Source organism: Halomicrobium katesii DSM 19301 (assembly GCF_000379085.1).
In the GTDB taxonomy this organism is placed as follows: Archaea; Halobacteriota; Halobacteria; order Halobacteriales; family Haloarculaceae; genus Halomicrobium; species Halomicrobium katesii.
Genome location: NZ_KB905378.1, coordinates 2434550 through 2452513, shown reverse-complemented (window position 1 = coordinate 2452513; position 17964 = coordinate 2434550). Strand labels below are relative to the sequence as shown.

At 67.8% G+C, this 17964-nt stretch carries 20 protein-coding genes and 2 tRNA genes; 14 read left to right on the top strand and 8 right to left on the bottom strand.

All coding sequences use genetic code 11. The features are described from left to right. The first annotated feature begins 158 nt into the window (after positions 1 to 158). Positions 159 to 1709 carry an acyl-CoA carboxylase subunit beta gene (locus HALKA_RS0112960; RefSeq protein WP_018258388.1) on the top strand — a complete coding sequence of 517 codons (1551 nt, stop codon included), beginning with the start codon at positions 159 to 161 and terminating at the stop codon, positions 1707 to 1709. Between the two features lie 39 nt (positions 1710 to 1748). Here the strand turns inward: HALKA_RS0112960 and HALKA_RS0112955 are convergent, their stop codons facing one another. Next, positions 1749 to 2936, bottom strand: coding sequence for an ABC transporter substrate-binding protein (locus tag HALKA_RS0112955; RefSeq protein ID WP_018258387.1), 1188 nt, complete (start codon positions 2934 to 2936; stop codon positions 1749 to 1751). Between the two features lie 195 nt (positions 2937 to 3131). Here HALKA_RS0112955 and HALKA_RS0112950 point away from each other — a divergent pair, with 195 nt between their 5' ends. Together HALKA_RS0112950 and HALKA_RS0112945 are read left to right on the top strand one after the other, a co-directional pair. Further along, the gene (locus HALKA_RS0112950; protein WP_018258386.1) at positions 3132 to 4973 is read left to right on the top strand and encodes an acetyl-CoA carboxylase biotin carboxylase subunit; all 1842 of its coding nucleotides are present in this window, start codon (positions 3132 to 3134) and stop codon (positions 4971 to 4973) included. A 70-nt stretch (positions 4974 to 5043) separates the two neighbouring features. Further along, positions 5044 to 5976 (top strand): biotin--[acetyl-CoA-carboxylase] ligase, encoded by a 933-nt coding sequence (locus tag HALKA_RS0112945; protein ID WP_018258385.1) that lies wholly within the window; start codon positions 5044 to 5046, stop codon positions 5974 to 5976. 23 nt (positions 5977 to 5999) lie between these two features. Here the strand turns inward: HALKA_RS0112945 and HALKA_RS0112940 are convergent, their stop codons facing one another. From HALKA_RS0112940 to HALKA_RS0112925, 4 genes are read right to left on the bottom strand one after another with little or no spacing between them, the layout of a single operon-like run. Continuing rightward, on the bottom strand, positions 6000 to 6446 hold the full coding sequence (locus tag HALKA_RS0112940) for a universal stress protein (RefSeq protein WP_018258384.1): 447 nt from the start codon (positions 6444 to 6446) through the stop codon (positions 6000 to 6002). A gap of 32 nt (positions 6447 to 6478) precedes the next feature. Beyond that, positions 6479 to 7516 carry an amidohydrolase family protein gene (locus HALKA_RS0112935; RefSeq protein ID WP_018258383.1) on the bottom strand — a complete coding sequence of 346 codons (1038 nt, stop codon included), beginning with the start codon at positions 7514 to 7516 and terminating at the stop codon, positions 6479 to 6481. A gap of 21 nt (positions 7517 to 7537) precedes the next feature. After that, positions 7538 to 8761 carry an HD domain-containing protein gene (locus HALKA_RS0112930; protein WP_018258382.1) on the bottom strand — a complete coding sequence of 408 codons (1224 nt, stop codon included), beginning with the start codon at positions 8759 to 8761 and terminating at the stop codon, positions 7538 to 7540. A gap of 47 nt (positions 8762 to 8808) precedes the next feature. Continuing rightward, entirely contained in the window at positions 8809 to 9360 is a 552-nt protein-coding gene (locus tag HALKA_RS0112925; RefSeq protein WP_018258381.1) for a protein-tyrosine phosphatase family protein, read from the bottom strand. Between the two features lie 133 nt (positions 9361 to 9493). Here HALKA_RS0112925 and cofD point away from each other — a divergent pair, with 133 nt between their 5' ends. From cofD to HALKA_RS0112900, 5 genes are all read left to right on the top strand, one after another. After that, the gene (gene cofD, locus HALKA_RS0112920) at positions 9494 to 10486 is read left to right on the top strand and encodes a 2-phospho-L-lactate transferase (RefSeq protein ID WP_018258380.1); all 993 of its coding nucleotides are present in this window, start codon (positions 9494 to 9496) and stop codon (positions 10484 to 10486) included. Between the two features lie 20 nt (positions 10487 to 10506). Further along, complete coding sequence (locus tag HALKA_RS0112915; protein ID WP_026190305.1) at positions 10507 to 11253, top strand: tRNA-dihydrouridine synthase; 747 nt, start codon at positions 10507 to 10509, stop codon at positions 11251 to 11253. Next, the gene (locus HALKA_RS0112910; RefSeq protein ID WP_018258378.1) at positions 11250 to 12083 is read left to right on the top strand and encodes a triphosphoribosyl-dephospho-CoA synthase; all 834 of its coding nucleotides are present in this window, start codon (positions 11250 to 11252) and stop codon (positions 12081 to 12083) included. Before HALKA_RS0112915 ends, HALKA_RS0112910 begins: the two co-directional genes overlap by 4 nt. Beyond that, complete coding sequence (locus HALKA_RS0112905; protein WP_018258377.1) at positions 12080 to 12658, top strand: DUF447 domain-containing protein; 579 nt, start codon at positions 12080 to 12082, stop codon at positions 12656 to 12658. The genes HALKA_RS0112910 and HALKA_RS0112905 overlap by 4 nt, the downstream gene beginning before the upstream one ends. 153 nt (positions 12659 to 12811) lie before the next feature. Beyond that, positions 12812 to 13006, top strand: a complete 195-nt coding sequence (locus tag HALKA_RS0112900) for a 30S ribosomal protein S17e (protein ID WP_018258376.1) — start codon at positions 12812 to 12814, stop codon at positions 13004 to 13006. A gap of 50 nt (positions 13007 to 13056) precedes the next feature. Here the strand turns inward: HALKA_RS0112900 and HALKA_RS0112895 are convergent, their stop codons facing one another. From HALKA_RS0112895 to HALKA_RS0112885, 3 genes are all read right to left on the bottom strand, one after another. Further along, on the bottom strand, positions 13057 to 13488 hold the full coding sequence (locus HALKA_RS0112895; protein WP_026190304.1) for a zinc ribbon domain-containing protein: 432 nt from the start codon (positions 13486 to 13488) through the stop codon (positions 13057 to 13059). A 385-nt stretch (positions 13489 to 13873) separates the two neighbouring features. Continuing rightward, positions 13874 to 14929, bottom strand: a complete 1056-nt coding sequence (locus HALKA_RS0112890) for an Mrp/NBP35 family ATP-binding protein (protein ID WP_018258374.1) — start codon at positions 14927 to 14929, stop codon at positions 13874 to 13876. Between the two features lie 57 nt (positions 14930 to 14986). Further along, entirely contained in the window at positions 14987 to 15271 is a 285-nt protein-coding gene (locus tag HALKA_RS0112885; protein WP_018258373.1) for a hypothetical protein, read from the bottom strand. A 153-nt stretch (positions 15272 to 15424) separates the two neighbouring features. Between HALKA_RS0112885 and HALKA_RS0112880 the strand changes: the two genes are divergently transcribed. From HALKA_RS0112880 to HALKA_RS0112855, 6 genes are all read left to right on the top strand, one after another. After that, positions 15425 to 15509 (top strand) — tRNA-Ser (locus tag HALKA_RS0112880). 21 nt (positions 15510 to 15530) lie between these two features. Next, positions 15531 to 16067 (top strand): 30S ribosomal protein S13, encoded by a 537-nt coding sequence (locus HALKA_RS0112875; protein ID WP_018258372.1) that lies wholly within the window; start codon positions 15531 to 15533, stop codon positions 16065 to 16067. Then, positions 16067 to 16588, top strand: coding sequence for a 30S ribosomal protein S4 (locus HALKA_RS0112870; protein WP_018258371.1), 522 nt, complete (start codon positions 16067 to 16069; stop codon positions 16586 to 16588). Before HALKA_RS0112875 ends, HALKA_RS0112870 begins: the two co-directional genes overlap by 1 nt. Then, positions 16585 to 16974, top strand: coding sequence for a 30S ribosomal protein S11 (locus tag HALKA_RS0112865; protein ID WP_015763539.1), 390 nt, complete (start codon positions 16585 to 16587; stop codon positions 16972 to 16974). Before HALKA_RS0112870 ends, HALKA_RS0112865 begins: the two co-directional genes overlap by 4 nt. 3 nt (positions 16975 to 16977) lie before the next feature. Beyond that, positions 16978 to 17757, top strand: coding sequence for a DNA-directed RNA polymerase subunit D (locus HALKA_RS0112860; RefSeq protein WP_018258370.1), 780 nt, complete (start codon positions 16978 to 16980; stop codon positions 17755 to 17757). Positions 17758 to 17858: 101 nt separating this feature from the next. Beyond that, positions 17859 to 17943 (top strand) — tRNA-Leu (locus HALKA_RS0112855). Positions 17944 to 17964 lie beyond the last annotated feature (21 nt).

Here is a 17964-nt window from a genome sequence, read left to right as displayed (position 1 = left end):
GGCAACGGTGTCGCGCCGCTCTGATAGCGGGACACTGACGGTCACACGTCTCCCGATCCGCGTCCCAGGCCGGGATCGACCCGCCTCCCGCAAAGGTTTTTCCCGCGGTCGGTGTCACTGCTACGCATGCACGACATCGCGGCGGACGGTGGTTCCGCGTGACCCACGAGGACCGCGTCGACGACCTGCGCGAGCGCAAGCGCGAGGCCGAACTGGGCGGGGGCGAAGAGCGCATCGAGGCCCAGCACGACAAAGGCAAACTCACGGCCCGCGAGCGCATCGACTACTTCCTCGACGACGACACGTTCGTCGAGATCGACCAGCTGCGGGAACACCGCTCGACGAACTTCGACATGGACGAGCGCCGCGTCCCCGGCGACGGCGTCGTGACGGGCTACGGCGAGGTCGAGGGGCGGAAAGTGTTCGTCTTCGCCCACGACTTCACCGTCTTCGGCGGGTCGCTGGGCGAGGCCTTCGCCCAGAAGGTCTGCAAGGTGATGAACAAGGCCATCGAGACCGGTTGTCCGATCATCGGCCTCAACGACTCGGCCGGGGCGCGCATTCAGGAGGGGATCGACTCGCTGGCCGGCTACGCCGACATCTTCCACCGAAATCAGCAGGCCAGCGGCGTCGTCCCGCAGATCTCGGCGATCATGGGACCCTGTGCCGGCGGCGCGGTGTACTCGCCGTCGATCACGGACTTCGTCTGCATGGTCGAGGAGACCAGCCACATGTTCATCACGGGACCGGACGTGATCGAGACGGTCACCGGCGAAGAGGTCGGCTTCGACGAGCTCGGCGGGGCCCAGACCCACGCCAGCGAGTCCGGCGTCGCCCACCTGACCGCCGCCGACGAGAAGGCGGCGATGGACGACATCCGGTACATGCTCTCCTATCTCCCGCAGAACAACGTCGAGGACCCGCCCCGCGTCGATCCCTGGGACGATCCCGAGCGCCGAGACGAGGAGCTGGTCGACGTGGTTCCCAAAGCCCCCCAGCAGCCATACGACATGACGCGCGTCATCGACGGGGTCGTCGACGAGGGGTCGTACTTCGAGGTCGCCGAAGCGTTCGCTCGGAACATCACGATGGGCTTTGCCAGACTGGACGGGCGCTCGATCGGCGTCGTCGGGAATCAGCCCCGCGTCAACGCCGGGACGCTGGACATCGAGGCCTCCCGGAAGGCCGCTCGCTTCGTCCGGTTCTGTGACGCGTTCAACATCCCGATCTGTACCTTCGTCGACGTGCCCGGATTCATGCCGGGCAAAGACCAGGAGCGCAACGCGATCATCAACCACGGCGCGAAGCTGCTGTACGCCTACTCCGAGGCGACAGTGCCGCTGTTGACCGTCATCACCCGCAAAGCATACGGCGGAGCCTACGACGTGATGGCCTCGAAGCACATCGGCGCGGACGTGAACTACGCCTGGCCGACCGCCGAGATCGCGGTCATGGGGCCACAGGGTGCAGTGAACGTCCTCTACGACGACGAACTGGAGGCGGCCGACGACGTGGAGGCCCGCCGACAGCAGCTGATCGACGAGTACCGCGACGCCTTCGCGAACCCCTACACTGCGGCCGAGCGGGGGTTCGTCGACGACGTGCTGGAGCCCCAGGAGACGCGCCCGCGGCTGATCGACGATCTGGACACCTTACGAAACAAGCGCAAGCACCAGCCCGAGCGCAAGCACGGCAACATCCCGCTGTAGGACTTCCGCCGTTCTCGTACTGCCGGCTGCACCGCCGTGTCAGCGATCGAAGGCGCCGATCATCTCGTCGGCCGTCGCCTGTGCGTCCCACTCGTCGATGAAGCCCGCGATCGCGGACTTCAGGTCGACCAGCTGTGCCGAGGAGACGCTCAGGCCGTGCGTGATTATCTGGGGCTGTTCGGCCGAGCGATCGAGCTGCCGGTACTGTGATTTCCCGAACTCGGTGAACCCGTCGATCGAGGCGTCTTTCCGTGCCGGCAGCGACCCCTTCTTCCGGCTGAACCGCTCCTGTGCGTCACACGAGCCAACGTATTCGAGGAACGTCTCGAGCGCGTCGCTGTCCGATTTCGACGACGGGATGAACGAATCCATGACGACGGCGAACATGTCCTCCGTACCGGGGAACGCGACGCGGTCCCACTCGGACTGGAAGTCGAACTCGGGCGTCTCGTCGAACACGCCGGCCGCCCAGTCGCCCTGCGGGTAGACCGGCGCGGCTCCGTCGATGAACTGCTCGTTCGCGTCGGTCATCCCGTGATACAGCGAGTCCTCGCTGGACAGCACCGAGAAACGCTGGATGTGTTCGAGCGCACTCACGACCACGTCGCGGTGACGCGACGCGTTGCCCGCGGTCATCGCCTCGAAGGTGGCGTGATCGGACAGTCCCAGGAGCGTGATCTCCCACAGCTGCAGGACGGTGAACGGGTCGGCCATCGGGAGCAAGAACGACGGTCCGTCGTGGTCGTCGTCGACCGCTTCCAGCATCTCGACGAGTTCGGTCGGGTCCGACGCTCGCGCGGGGTCGATCCCGAGCGCCTCGACGGTCTCGGTGTGGAGATACATGTCGTTTGCCCGGTGGATGGTGATCGGGACCGCGTGGTACCGACCGTCGACCTGTGACACGTCCGCCGCGACCGACCGGAAGTTCGTGGCCATCCCCGAGGCCTCCCAGAGATCGGTGATGTCTTTGACCGCGTCGACTTCCGCGTAGCCAGCCATCTCGCCGCCGGGCCACCCGGTCCAGACGTCCGGCGGATCTTCACCCAGGATCCGGCTCTTGACCTGGAGGCGCATGTTGTCGTAGTGGGTCTCCCGAACCGAGATCGAGCTGTGACTGTCGGTGAACCCGTCCATCATCGCTCTCAGTGCGGCCTCGCCGTCGCCCCCGACGTAGTGGTGGACGAGTTCGAACGTGCCACCACGAGAGTGCTGAACTCCGCTAGACATTAGCGTACAATCGCCCGTTTACCGGCATAAACGTTCGGCCGCCAATATCTCGCGTGATAGTCGGAGCTGCCGGGAAGAGTACCGCAGCCTGTATCCCGCCGGCACGGAACCACGGACCGGATCGGCGATCGACCGGCCGACCAGAGACGTGTAATTCCGCATAGTTTTATGAGGGGGTCGTCGGTACTGGGAGATATGTTCGACAAGGTTCTCGTTGCGAACCGCGGCGAGATCGCGGTTCGGGTCATGCGGGCCTGCGAGGAACTGGGGGTCGAAACCGTCGCGGTCTACTCCGAAGCCGACAAGCACTCGGGCCACGTCAGATACGCCGACGAGGCGTACAACGTCGGTCCGGCCCGCGCGGCCGACTCGTATCTCGATCAGGAGGCGATCGTCGACGCCGCCCGACAGGCCGACGCCGACGCGATCCACCCCGGCTACGGCTTCCTCGCGGAGAACGCCGACTTCGCGGCCCGCGTCGAGGCCGCCGACGGCATCACCTGGGTCGGTCCGGAGAGCGACTCGATGGAGTCGCTCGGCGAGAAGACGAAGGCCCGCACGATCATGTCGTCGGCCGACGTGCCCATCGTTCCGGGGACGACCGACCCGGTGACCGACCCCGAACAGGTCCACGAGTTCGGCGACGAGAACGGCTATCCGATCGCCATCAAGGCCGAGGGCGGCGGCGGCGGCCGCGGCATGAAGATCGTCGAGAGCCCCGACGAAGTCGAGGACCAGCTCGAATCGGCCAAGCGCGAGGGCGAGGCGTACTTCTCGAACGACTCCGTCTACCTCGAACGCTACCTCGAAAATCCGCGCCACATCGAGGTCCAGATCATCGCCGACCACCACGGCAACGTCCGCCACCTGGGCGAGCGCGACTGCTCGCTCCAGCGCCGCCACCAGAAAGTCATCGAGGAGGGGCCCAGTCCCGCCCTCTCGGACGAACTCCGCGAGGAAATCGGCGAGGCCGCCCGCCGGGGCGTCTCCAAGGCCGGCTACTACAACGCCGGCACCGTCGAGTTCCTCGTCGAGGAGCAGGACCGCGAGCCGGGCGAACTGCTCGGTCCCGACGCGGACTTCTACTTCCTCGAAGTGAACACGCGCATCCAGGTCGAGCACTGCGTCACCGAGGAGATCACGGGGATCGACATCGTCAAGTGGCAGCTCAGGGTCGCCGCCGACGAGGTGCTCGGCTTCTCACAGGACGACGTGACGGTCGACGGCCACGCCATCGAGTTCCGGATCAACGCGGAGAACGCCGCCGACGACTTCGCGCCCGCCACCGGCGGCACCCTCGAAACGTACGATCCGCCCGGCGGCGTCGGCGTCCGGATGGACGACGCGCTGCGCCAGGGCGACGAGCTGGTGACCGACTACGACTCGATGATCGCGAAGCTCATCGTCCACGCGGGCGACCGCGAGGAGGCCATCGAGCGGGGCAAGCGCGCGCTGGGCGAGTACGACATCGAGGGGATCCCGACGATCGTTCCCTTCCACCGCCTGATGCTCACCGACGACGAGTTCGTCCGGGGCATGCACACGACGAAGTACCTCGACGAGACGCTCGACCCCGAGCGCATCGACGCTGCACAGGAGCGGTGGGGGACCGAGACGACGAGCGACGCGGACGACGAGGAGGTGACCGAGCGGGAGTTCACCGTCGAGGTCAACGGCAAGCGCTTCGACGTGGAACTCGAAGAGCGCGGCGCACCGCCGATCGAGGTCGGCGAGGTGCAGGGCGGCGACGGCGGCGACCGCCCCCAGCGACCCGGCAGTGGCGGCTCGGATTCGGGCGGCGACGGCGGCGGAGCCAGCGCCGAAGGCGACGAAGTGACCGCGGAGATGCAGGGCACGATCCTCGAAGTCAACGTCGAGGAAGGCGACGAGGTCGAGACCGGCGACGTGGTCTGTGTGCTCGAAGCGATGAAAATGGAGAACGACATCGTGGCCGAACGCGGCGGGACCGTCACCCAAGTCGCTGTCGACGAGGGCGAGTCCGTCGACATGGACGATCTCCTGTTCGTCGTCGGGTGACCGCTCGCGTCGCGTTCGACGGTCGCTGACAGACGGAGACGTTTTTGCCGTCCCCGCCGAGGGGCTCTGTATGCAAGCGACACGCGAACAGGTGCTCGACGCGCTCTCCGAGGGGCCGGTGGCCGGGCCGGCGCTGGCCGATCGCCTCGACGTGTCTCGGGCAGCGGTCTGGAAGCACGTCGAGCAGCTGCGAGCGGAAGGGTTCGAGATCGACAGCGGCGACGGCGGCTACGAACTCGTGTCCGTCCCCGAGTTCGGCGCGAGCGCCGTCGCATACGGGCTCGAAGCGCCCTTCGAGATCGAGTACCACGACAGCATCGACAGCACGAACCGCCGCGCACGCGAGCTCGCGACCGACGGGCGAAGCGACGTTGCGGTCCTGGCCGACGAGCAGACCGGCGGCCGGGGTCGACTCGACAGGGCGTGGGCCTCGCCCAGCGGCGGCGTCTGGCTCTCGCTCGTGCTCCGTCCCAGGGTTCCGATCGCGCACGCACCGGCGTTCACGCTGGCCGCGGCCGTCGCCGTCACCCGCGCCGCCCGCGAGGCCGGCGTCGACGCACGGATCAAGTGGCCCAACGACGTGGTCGTGGGCGACGACGAGCGGAAGCTGGCGGGCGTCCTCACCGAGGTCGAGGGCGAGGCCGACCGCGTCGACTGGGTCGTCGTCGGGATCGGGAGCAACGTCAACGTCGACCCGGCGGCGCTGCCGGACGAGGCCGACGCCACGAGCGTCCAGGACGCGGTCGGGCCGGTCGACCGACGCGCGTTCACCCAGCGACTCTTGGAAGAGTTCGACGCGCTCCGTCGCGATCTCGACGCGGTCGTGCCGGCGTGGCGCGCGGACGCGACGACGCTCGGCAAACGGGTTCGCGTCGAGACGCCCGGCGGCACTGTCGAGGGCGAGGCCGTCGACGTATCGTTTCCCGGCGCGCTGGTCGTCGACACGGGCGAGGAGCGGGTGACGATCACGGCCGGCGACTGCGAGCACCTCCGGCCGGCCTGATCCGCCGCGGTACGGGACGAACGTCAGGCGGCGGTCAGCGCTTCGTCGACGTGGACCGTCAGGACCGGGACCGGCGAGCGCCGCACGACGTGTTCGGCGACGCTCCCCAGCAGGAGGCGGTCGATACCGCCGCGTCCGTGGGTCCCCATCACGATCAGGTCGGCACCGCTCTCGGCCGCGTGGGCGACGATCTCCCGTTCGGGATCTCCTTCGAGAATCGTGTGTTCGACGGTGGTCTCGGGCGAGCAGATCCGCTCTGCGGCCTCGATGGCCATCTCGCCTTCTTCGCTGAGCAGGCCTCGAATACCCTCGACGGAGGCGTCGGTCGGCATCGTCGTCATGTGTGCGGTGTTGACGACGTAGACGACCTCGACCGCAGCGCCGTGTCGTCGCGCGATCTCGTCGGCGTGTTCGATGACCCGCTCCATGCCGGCCGAGCCGTCCGTCGGCAGGAGCAAGCGGTCGTACATTGTTTCGTGTTAACAGTTTACTGGGTGGGCGCTTAAGCCTTGCCTGCGTAGTGGACTCGTTCGACGTCGTCGATCCCGGCGCGCCGGACGATCGCGCGGACTGGCTCTCGCGCGCCCGAGAGATTATCGGAGTCGCCGTCCAGCACCAGTAGATCGGCGTCGCGTCCCTCTGCGACGAGGCCGCAGTTCAGGCCCGCGATCTCGGCTCCGTTGACCGTCGCCATGCGGAGGATCTCGGCGGCCGGAACGTCGGCGAGTTTCGCCGCCCAGGCCATCTCGCGGAACATCGACGGGCTGTTGGTCATCACGTTGTCCGTCCCCAGCGCGACCGTCGTGCGCTCGACGAAGTCGGCGATCGGCGGGACGCCGACGTTCGTCACGACGTTCGAGCGAGGGCAGACGACGACGGGGACTTCGCTGTCGGCCACGCGGTCGAGGTGCAACCCCTCGGCGTGGACCATGTGGACGAGAAAGTCCGGGTCGAGATCCAGCGCGGGGTTGATGTCGCTGGCGTCGACCTCCCCGGCGTGGATGCCGAACAGCTTCCCCGCCTCGGCGGTCGCCGTCCGTTCGTGGCTGAAGTCGCCGTCGGCGGCTCCGCTCGCACCGAACCCGTCGCTTCGCTCCATCGCCGCGACCGTCTCCCGCCCGAGGACGACGCTGTCGACCGGCGAGTTCGCCAGTGCCGCCTCGATCGCCGCGACGCCGTCGACCCCGCCTTCGCGGAACTCGACGAACGCGGCCGTTCCCGCTCGCTTCATGAACGATATCGTTCGGGCCATCGCGTCGACGAGTTCCTCGCGGCTGGCCTGTTCGAGCAGCCTGTGTTTGAGACCGTCGGGCGGCGCGACGAGTTCCTCCAGCGTGAGGCCGCCGCCGGCCTCCTTGGCGATGGAGTCGCCGATGTGGGTGTGGGCGTTGACGAACGCCGGGATGATCCACGAGGAGGGATCGACCGTCGCTTCCTCGACGGCCGCGATCTCGCCGTCCTCGATCACGACGCGGCCCTCGATCGGTTCGAACTCGCGGCCGCGGAAGATCGTGCCGGTGAGAATGGTCTGGTCGCTCATGGGCACACGTGGTGGCTCCGGTCAGTTGAACTCGTCGAGTGTCGCGTGGACGCCCGGCCGCGCGTCCCGGACCATCGCACCGTCGGGTTCCAGGCCGAGCACGCGAATCGCACGCTCGCCCACGCGGTCGGCGACGGCCTCGGGGGCGTAGACGCCCAGCCGCCACTGATCTCGCTGGGCCGCTCGGAGGGCCGTGACCAGCGTCGACTGCTCGCTCAGTCCGCGGACCTCGCCGTTGACGACGACCCGACTCGACGACTCGGGCATCGACGGTTCGCCGGGCACGTCCAGGAGGACGGCGTCGGCGTCGACGTTGGCCGCGTCGGCGATCGCCCGCTCCTCCTCGCGGATCTCGGCGTGGTCCATCGCCAGCAGTTCGTCGGGCACGGCCGTCATCTCGGCCCAGATCGCGCGCTTGTACAGGCGACGCTCGGTGAGACGGTGCGCGTACCCCGCCGTCGCGTCGGTCCGACGCAGCGAGACGAGCAGGTCGCTGTCGTCCCAGCGGCGCAGTTCGGCCGGGTCGGTGTCGGTGGCTTCGAGGAGGCGCTCGGTCCCGCGTCGGAGCATCGTCTTGGCGATCCGGGCGACGTGGTGCCTGTAGACGGTCGGGTTCATCAGCGCACGCGCCAGCAACAGCGACTCCGCGGTCTGGACGTTCCCCTCGTCCAGCACGAGGTCGCCGTCGACGAAGCGAAGCTCCCGGACCAGCCGCTCGTGGTCGATCGTGCCGTAGGGGACGCCGGTGTGGTGGGCGTCCCGCACGAGATAGTCCATCCGGTCGACGTCGAGTTCGCCCGAGACGAGCTGTCCGAGTTCGCCGTCACCGGCGACGAGGTCGGCGACCGCGTCGTGGTCGAGGTCGTGGTCGGCCAGCACGCGCGCCACCTCGCCGCGGTCGAGCAGGTCGTGAACGTCGTCGTGGTACTTCCCCGTCTCGCGGTAGATCACCGCCTCGACGTTGTGACTGTACGGCGAGTGGCCCACGTCGTGCAACAGCGCCGCGGCGCGGACGCGTTCGGCCTTCTGTCCCTCGATTCCGAGGTGCCCAAGCGCCTCGTCGGCGAGGTGATAGACGCCGAGGGAGTGCTCGAAGCGGGTGTGGTTCGCCGACGGGTAGACGAGCGTCACCGTCCCGAGCTGGGCGATCCGGCGGAGCCGCTGGACCGGCGGCGTGTCCAGCAGCGCCTCGGCGACGCCCTCGACGGCGATGTGGTCGTGGACGCTGTCCTTGATCGTGGTCATCGAGTAGTGCTTGGTCGGGTCCGAGGATAAGAGTGGTTCCGACAGTGTCAGGCGACCGTCGAGAGCAGCTCGTGGAGTTCGCCGCGGCGGGCGTGTCCGGCGTCGACGGCCTCACCGGGCGATCGCCCCAGCTCGCCGACCGTCTCGATGGCGTCGACGGGATCGTACCCGCAACCGGACACGAGCCAGGCGGCGAGGACGTGGCCGGTCCTGCCGATGCCGGCCAGACAGTGGACGACGACCGGCTGCTCGGCGTCGACGGACGCCTCGATGAACGGAAGGATCTCCGTGTCGAGGGTCTCGGCGTCGGCCAGGTGGTGGTCGGCGATCGGGACGTGTTCGACGTTCTCGCCGCCGAAAGCCCGGACGTACCGTCCGGTACTGGCCTCCGTCTGGTCGAGCTGGGTGCCCGAGAGCAGGCAGAGCACGCGCTCGATGCCGCGTTCCTGCATGAACGAGATCCACTCTTCGACGGCGTCGTCGGGGTCCGCAGTCGAGTGCCAGCCGGGACAGCACGCACCGTAGACGTACTCCTCGTCGGGACCAGCGGGGGCGAACCGGTGGGCGTCGACCCGGTCCAGGCGTCGAGATTCGGACATTGTCTTCTCTAGAGTGTCCGCGAGACTTGAATCAATCCCCGCAGTTCTCAGTGTTGACAATCGGCGGCCGGGCCGGCCCGCGACGCCCCGTGAGAGACGATGTTTTATCAACTCCGTCCCCACTACAGGAGGTATGGTGACGTTTCTCTCCGGCGGTACCGGAACGCCGAAGCTGCTCGCCGGGGCCGACGCCGTCTTCCCACCAGCGACGACGACCGTCGTCGGCAACACCGGCGACGACGTGATCCTGGGTGGGCATCTCGTCTGTCCGGACGTGGACACGGTGCTGTTCCTCGACGGCGGCGTCCTCGACCGCGAGACCTGGTGGGGTATCGATACCGATACCACAGAGACACACGACGAACTGCACCGACTCGCCGAGCGAGCGGGTCTCGCGGACGGGCCGCGATATCTCCCCGACTCCGCACAGACTGGCGGCCGCGAGATCGGGCGCTGGCGACGCTTCTCCGGCGTCGCAGAGTTCATGCACATCGGCGACCGCGACCGGGCCGTCCATGTGACCCGGACGAGCCTGCTCGACGAGGGCCACTCGCTGACGGAGGTGACGGCGACGCTCGCCGACGCGTTCGGGCTCGACCGCACGCTCGTCCCGATGAGCGACGATCCGGTGGCGACGCTGATCCACACGCCCGACGGCGTCCAGCACTTCCAGGAGTGGTGGGTCGCCAACGGCGGCGACCCGGCGATCGAGCGCGTCGAGTTCCGGGGCAGCGAAGACGCGACGACCACACCGGCCGTCGACGCGGCGCTTTCCGAGCCGGTCGTGATCGGTCCGTCGAACCCGGTCACGAGCATCGGCCCGATGCGTGCCGTCTCGGGGTTCGAGTCGGCGCTGGAAGGCACGCCGGTCGTGGCGGTCTCGCCGTTCGTCGGCGAGGAGGTGTTCTCCGGTCCCGCCGGGACGCTCATGACCGCGACGGGGCACGAGGCCAGTACGGCCGGTGTCGCGGACGCGTATCCGTTCGCGGACGCGTTCGTCCTCGACGAGGACGATCCGACGACGCTCGATCGGCCGACCGTCAGAACGGACACGCGAATCGACGACGACGCGGACGCCGAACGCGTCGCCCGCGCGGTCGACGAGGCACTGGAGGTGGTCGCGTGAGCCCGGATCGAGGCGGGGCGCTGTTCGATCCCCCCGTCGCGCTGGCGAGTCTCAGCGGCCGCTCGGACGCCGAGTGGGCCGAAGGCGGCGGCCCCTTCGCCGGCTGTGCCTTCCTCGGTGGGATCGCGCTGGACGACGCCACCCGGCGAGCGGCCCGGTCGATGGTCGAACGGGACCGCACGGAGTTCCTGCCGTCCGACCCGCTGGCGTTCGTCCAGCGGCAGCTACGAGCGATGGACGAACTGCCGATCAGAGCCGGCGTCAACGTTCGCAGCGCCGCGCTCGCGCCGATCGAGGACGCCGCCGGCCGCTGTCAGGACCACGACGCGATCCTGGAGGTCAACGCCCACTGTCGCCAGGCGGAGATGTGCGAGGCCGGGGCCGGGCAAGCGCTGCTCGACAGGCCCGAGAAGCTCTGTCGGCAGGTCGAGGCGGCGACCGCGACCGGTGCGACCGTCAGCGTGAAAGTCCGCGCGGAAGTCGACGGCGTGGAGCTGCCGACGCTCGCCGCGAAGCTGGAGCGGGCCGGCGCGGACGCGGTCCACGTCGACGCGATGGACTCCGAGCACGTCGTCGGCGAGATCGCGGACGCGACGGGCCTGTTCGTGATCGCGAACAACGAGGTCAGAGACGCCGAGAGCGCCCACGAGTACTTCCGACACGGTGCCGACGCGGTCAGCGTCGGTCGGGCGAGCGACGACCCGGACGTGCTGGCGGCGGTCCGGCGCGCGACCCACGAGTGGTTCCAGACGGGGGCGAAGCCGTGAGAACGACCGCCCAGAACGCCGAGCTGGCGCTGTTGCTCGAAGTCGCCGGGACGCCGAAGCCCGGCAACGTCGACCGGGAACACGAGTACGAGGACCTCCGGTTCGAGCACTTCCTCGCCGGTGCGGTCGGTGCCCGACCCGGCTTCGAACGGGCAGCCGCGGGCGACCCGATCGGTGACGCGTTCGAGCGCGCAGTCGAGGGGATGGCCCAGCAGCGCGGGGGCAACACGCAGTTCGGCGCGCTCCTCGTGGTGACACCGCTTGTCGCGACGGCGGCCAGCGGTGCGCTCTCGCGAGAGCGCGCGGGGGCGGTCGTCGCCGAGACGACCGTCGACGACGCGGCGGGCTTCTACCGCGCGTTCGAACACGTCGACGTGGCCGTCGACGAGCCGCCGGACGGAATGGAACCGCTGGACGTTCGCCGCGGAGCCGAGGCCGTCCCGACGCTGCGCGACCGCGGGCTGACGCTGGCGGACGTGATGGAACGGAGTGCCGACGCCGACGACGTGGCCGCCGAGTGGACCGACGGCTTCGAACGCGTCTTCGACGCGGCCGACCGCATCGAGAGCGCGTCTGGGCCGGTGGCGGACCGCGCGGCGACGGTCTTCCTCGAACTGCTGGCGGCTCGACCCGACACCTTCGTGAGCACGCGACAGGACCGAGAGACGGCCCTGGCGGTCCAGCGGCGAGCGCAGGCCGTTCTCGACGGCGAGGACGACGTGGACGAGTTCGCAGCGGATCTCGTCGAACGAGACATCAACCCCGGAACGACCGCGGACCTGATCGCCGGAGGGCTGTTCGTCGCGCTGGAGCGGGGGCTGTCGGTGTGACGGCGTCCTGGCCCGTCGATCTGAACGGCGTGACCGAGTCGGTCGTGACGACGCTGGGCCCCAACGACCGCTGGAACGTCGCCGCGCTGGGGCTGCACGCACCGGACAGCGACGATGCCGTCTTCGCGCGCACGTGGGGTCGAACCCGAACGTGGCGGAACTTCCGCGAGCGCGGCGAAGGGTACGTCCAGTTCACGGCCGACCCCGTCGACTTCGCCGAGGCCGCGATGACGGTCCGAGAGGAGACAGCGCCGGTGCTTTCGAGTGCGAACGCCTGGGCCCGCGTCGCCGTCGACGAGCGAGCGAGTGGCACCGACGGTGGCACCGAGTGGGTCGAGTGGACGCTCGCGCCGATCGAGTCGGCGGTCGAGCACCGCACCGTTCCGACGACGAACCGCGCCTACTACGCCGTCGTGGAGGCGACCGTCGCGGCCTCTCGGCTCGACGTGCCCGAGTACGACACCCAGACACTCCGCGATCGGATAGACTACTTCGAGGCCGTCGTCGAGCGCTGTGGCGGCGAGCGCGAGCGCGAGGCCTTCGCCGTCGTCCGAGAGCGCGTCGACGGCGAATGATACTACCGGCTGTAAATCTGTCACAGATTTCGCCACCCCGGGGTTGCGAATATCTGGACGAAGTTACGGCCGGCAGTATGAGTGGCGTGTCACTCCCCACCAACCGACCGTCGTTCCGAATCCTTTTAGAGGGCCACTCCGGTAAGTGGCCGTATGGCAATCAAGCCCGCCTACGTCAAGAAGACAGGGACGCTCCTGATGGAACGGTATCCGGACGCTTTCGGCGCGGACTTCGAGCACAACAAAGACGTCGTCACCGAGCTCACCAACATCGAGTCCAAGGGCGTCCGTAACCGCATCGCCGGCTACATCGCACGCAAGCAGTCCGCCCAGACCGCCGAAGCGTAACTCGGGTCTTCTCTCTTCGTTCTCACGACGACCGAACAGTCGGTACTGGGTCAGTCTGACTCGGAGCCCACGTCGTCGGTCGTCGCGACGACGTCGAGTTCGGAAACGTCGGCGGTACACCAGTGACAGAACTCGATGTCGGGATCGAGTTCGCGACCGCAGTTCGGACAGTGCGTGAGCTGTCCGTCGTCGGTGACCGAGAGCTGAGCGACCGCGTTGTGGACGTGTGCGAGGGCGTACGCGTCGAGGACGCTCAGCGTGGCGACCAGCAGGAGCGGCGCGAGTGCCAGCGGGTCGACGCTCCCCTGGCCCGCCGCTTCGAAGGCCGCGGGGTCGACGAACACGACCGACACGGCGAACAGCGCTACGAGCCACCCGAGGGCCCGACGCCACCGCCGGAGGTAGAGGTGACCGAGTCCCGTCGCGAGCGCGCCCAGCAACGCGGCGAGCAATGGCCGTTTGCGGGATTGCGATCGTTCCATACGCGGACTTACTCGTTAGTCAGCCATAAACCTTCTCTCGACTACCCACAGACATCGACGACAGCCGGTGAGAGCTGTCCTACGAGCGTTTGTCGGTTTCGATGGACGAAACAGTAACGCAGATTACTAACTGTTCGATTAGTACAGTAGTGGGCCGATCGCGAGACGCTTCCCTCTCCGGTCGAGCCGTTCCACGTCGACGTGGTGTCACGCCGCGCTCTCACAGCGGCGCGCGAACTCCCCGCGAGCGAGGCCGGGCGATCGTTCTCTCGTACGTCCGCAACGCGCCTGGACCTTCCGGTGTGCCCAGAAGACCTGCGTCGAGGTGTATCTGTACGGACTGCTCGGCGGCGTGACCGCGGTGTTCTGATCGACCCGACGCCGGCTACTGGTCGGGGGCCACGCGGTCGGCGTGGCGTTTGCGGTGGACGATCCCCTGATTGATCGCGGTCCGGTGGACGAACTCGCGGAACGCCTCGCCGGTCTCGCTGTCCTCGTCCAGTACCATCGGTTCGCCGTCGTCGCCGCCCTCGCGGACCGCCGGGTCCAGGGGGATCTCGCCGAGGAAGGGGAGATCGGTCTCCTCGGAGAACTCCCGGCCCCCGCCGGAGTCGAAGATGTCGTGTTCCCCACCGCAGTCCGGGCAGGTGAACGTCGACATGTTCTCTGCGAGTCCCAGGACGGGCGTCTCGTGACGGCCGAACATCTCCAGCCCCTTGCGGGCGTCGTCCAGCGCGACGGTCTGGGGGGTCGTGACGATCGTCGCGCCCGTGACGGGGATGTTCTGGAGCATCGTCAGCTGGGTGTCGCCGGTGCCCGGCGGCAGGTCGATCACCATGTAATCGAGGCTCCCCCAGACCACGTCCTCCCACAGCTGTGTGAGGACGCTGTCGACCATCGGCCCGCGCCAGATGACCGGGTCGTCCTCGCCGACGAGGAAGTCCATGCTCATGAGCTTGATCCCGTACTTCTCCGGCGGGATGATCTGGTCGTCCTCGGTGGCCTGCGGGTGCTCGTCGGCGGCGACCATTCGCGGAACGTTCGGCCCGTACACGTCCGCGTCGAACAGGCCGACCTGCGCACCGAGCTCCGAGAGGCCGACGGCGAGGTTGACCGCGAGTGTGCTCTTGCCGACCCCGCCTTTCCCCGAAGCGACGGCGATGACGTTCTTGACGCCCGGCAGGACGGTGCCCTCCGCGTCCATCCCCCGGTCCACGTTGGCGGTCAACTCGATCTCCCGATCTGCGTCGTCGAGCGCCTCGCGCACGTCGGCCGCGATGGCGGTCTCGTTGGGCGAGTACGGCGCGCCCAGCGCGAGGTCGACGGCGATCGACGCGTCGTCGATCTCGATCTCGTTGACCAGGCCCAGCGACAGGATGTCGTCGCGGAGGTCCGGATCGCGGACCTCCCGCAGGCGCTCGCGTACGGCAGCTTCGTCCATACGCGTGCTACGCGGGGGACCGGCGATAAGGGTTGTGACGTACGGAGCAGCCCCGGTTCAGGGACGGCGAAAGGTGTAGACGGCCGCGTCGTCGCCGGCCTCGAACGTCACCTCGATCACGCCGTCCTCGTGGTCGAACGCGAGTCGCTCGGCCGGCCCGGCGAACTCGTGCAACGGCATCCCCGCGTCGACGGTGCCGTCCGGTTCGACGGCGAACTGTGCCGTCGAGCCGAACGTCGCGACCAGCGTGCCGTCGGATCGCTCGGCCACGTCGGGAGCGAACCGACCGAGTTCGGTTTCGAGGCGGTGGCGATCGCCGGGATCGACGACTGTCGGTGCCATAGCCGTCGGTTCGTCCGGGGCATGCAAATCGGTGACGACGGGGCGGGCGATTCGTTGCGTTTATGTACACCCGGCGTGGAAATCTGAGTAGACTCGTGCAGGGGCGCGGCGTCCCGAGTCCTCGTCGAGAGGGCGCGAGTACTATGAACGCGTGTCGTGGTAGCCAAGCCTGGCCCAAGGCGCAGGGTTGCTAACTCTGTGGCGTACAGCCTCCGGGGTTCGAATCCCCGCCACGACGCTCACACCCGACTAACCACACATGAGTGCAGAAGAACCAGAACTGGACGAAGACGTGGACGAGGAGGAACTCCGCTACTTCGTCCGTATCGGACAGACTGACCTCGACGGCACGAAGTCCGTCGAGCGTTCCCTGACAGACATGAACGGCATCGGCAAGCGCGCCGCGCGCATCATCGCCGAGAAGGCCGGTGTCGACCGCCAGGCGCTCTTTGGCGCGCTGGACGACGACGACATCGAGGCCGTCGTCGAGAAGGTCGAGGGGTACGCTGACGAGGTCCCGGAATGGCTCACGAACCACCAGAACGACTTCTACTCCGGTGAGACGACCCACGAGATCGGCAACGACCTGCAGATGCAGCGTCGCGCCGACGTCAACCGGATGCAGATGATCGACTCCTACAAGGGCGTTCGCCACAAGCGCGGCCAGAAGGTCCGCGGTCAGCGAACGAAGTCCACCGGCCGAACCGAGGGCACCATCGGTGTCAACGTCGAGGCCATCAAGGAGGAACAGGCCGAGGAAGCGGCCGCCGAGGAAGACGAGGGCGGTGAGGAATAATGGCACTCGGATCCAACACCAAGTTCTACGAGACGCCGAACCACCCCTACCAGGGTGAACGCATCGCCGACGAGCAGAACCTCATCGGCCGCTACGGCCTGAAGAACAAGGAGGAACTGTGGCGCGCACAGTCCGAGCTCCGTAGCTACCGACGCGAGGCCCGAAAGCTGCTGGGCCGAGCGGAGGGCGAGGGCTCCCGGTTCGAAGCCGACGAGTTCCTCACCCGACTCAAGCGACTGGGCGTCCTCAACGAGACCGACGCACTCGACGACGTGCTGTCGCTCGACGTGACCGACGTGCTCGAACGCCGACTCCAGACTGTCGTCTACCGCAAGGGCTACGCGAACGCGCCCGAGCAGGCCCGACAGTTCATCTCGCACGGCCACATCGTCCTCGGTGACGCCCGCGTCACCCGACCCGGCATGAAAGTCGAGGCCGACGCGGAAGGCGAGGTCGGCTTCGACGAACACAGCCCGATCGCGGACGAACTCCACCCAGAACGAGCGGAGGCCCAAGAATGAGTGAATCCGAAGACAGCAAGTGGGGCATCGCCCACGTGTACGCATCGTTCAACAACACGATCATCACCATCACGGACCAGACCGGTGCCGAGACGCTGGCCAAGTCCTCCGGTGGGACGGTCGTCAAGCAGAACCGCGACGAAGCGTCGCCTTACGCCGCGATGCAGATGGCCGAAGTCGTCGCCGAGAAGGCCAAGGCCCAGAACATCGAGGGCGTCCACGTCAACGTGCGCGGTCCCGGCGGGAACCAGCAGAAGTCCCCCGGTCCGGGCGCACAGGCGACGATTCGAGCGCTCGCCCGTGCTGGCCTGGAGATCGGCCGTATCGAAGACGTCACACCGATCCCGCACGACGGGACCCGCGGCCCCAAGAACGCCGGATTCTAACCAATGACACAGGACTACGAGGTCGAGTTCGTCGAACGCTCCGATCGCGAGGCGCGGTTCCTCGTGCGCGGGATCAGCCCCGCCTTTGCCAACGGCATCCGCCGGGCGATGATCGCCGACGTGCCGACCTTCAGCGTCGATACCGTCCGAGTCATCGAGAACTCCAGCGTGATGTTCGACGAGCAGATCGGACTCCGCCTCGGGCTGGTCCCACTCACGACCGACCTCGACGACTTCGAGGTCGGCGACGAAGTGACGCTGTCGATCGACGTCTCCGGTCCCGAAACCGCCTACTCCGGTGATCTGGTCAGCTCCGACTCCCTGGTCGGGCCGGCCGACGACAACATCCCGATCATCGATCTCAAGGACGGCCAGCGCCTCGAAGTCGAGGCCGACGCCGTCCTGGATCGTGGCCGCGAACACGCCAAGCATCAGGGCGGCGTGGCCGTCGGATACCGACACCTCCAGCGCGTCGAGGTCGTCGGCGACAAAGGCGAGTTCGAGGACGACGAGACCCACATCCTTCGGGGCGTCATCGAGGAGCAAGCTGCCGAACACGTCGACGGGGACGCCGATGACGGCGACCTCGTCCTGACCGAGGAGTTCGACAGCGATCTCACGAAGCGCTACCCAGGTAAGGAACTGGAAGTTCACGACGTAGAGAACGCGTTCGTCTTCCACGCCGAGACTGACGGTTCCCTCTCCGTCGAGGAGCTCACCCTCCGCGCGGTCGATTCGATTCGATCCCGTGCGGACGAACTACGCGACGCAGTCCAACTATAAGATGACCCCTGCCCCAACCGCACCGATGATCGCGACGCCACCCCGCGCCAGCGTGAGGATCGAAAGCGGTTTTACGGGGCAAACAAAACGACCTATTGCGAGCAGGGATAGCCAAGTTTGGCCAACGGCGCAGCGTTCAGGGCGCTGTCCCGTAGGGGTCCGCAGGTTCAAATCCTGCTCCCTGCACTTTCTCACACAGGAGGAACG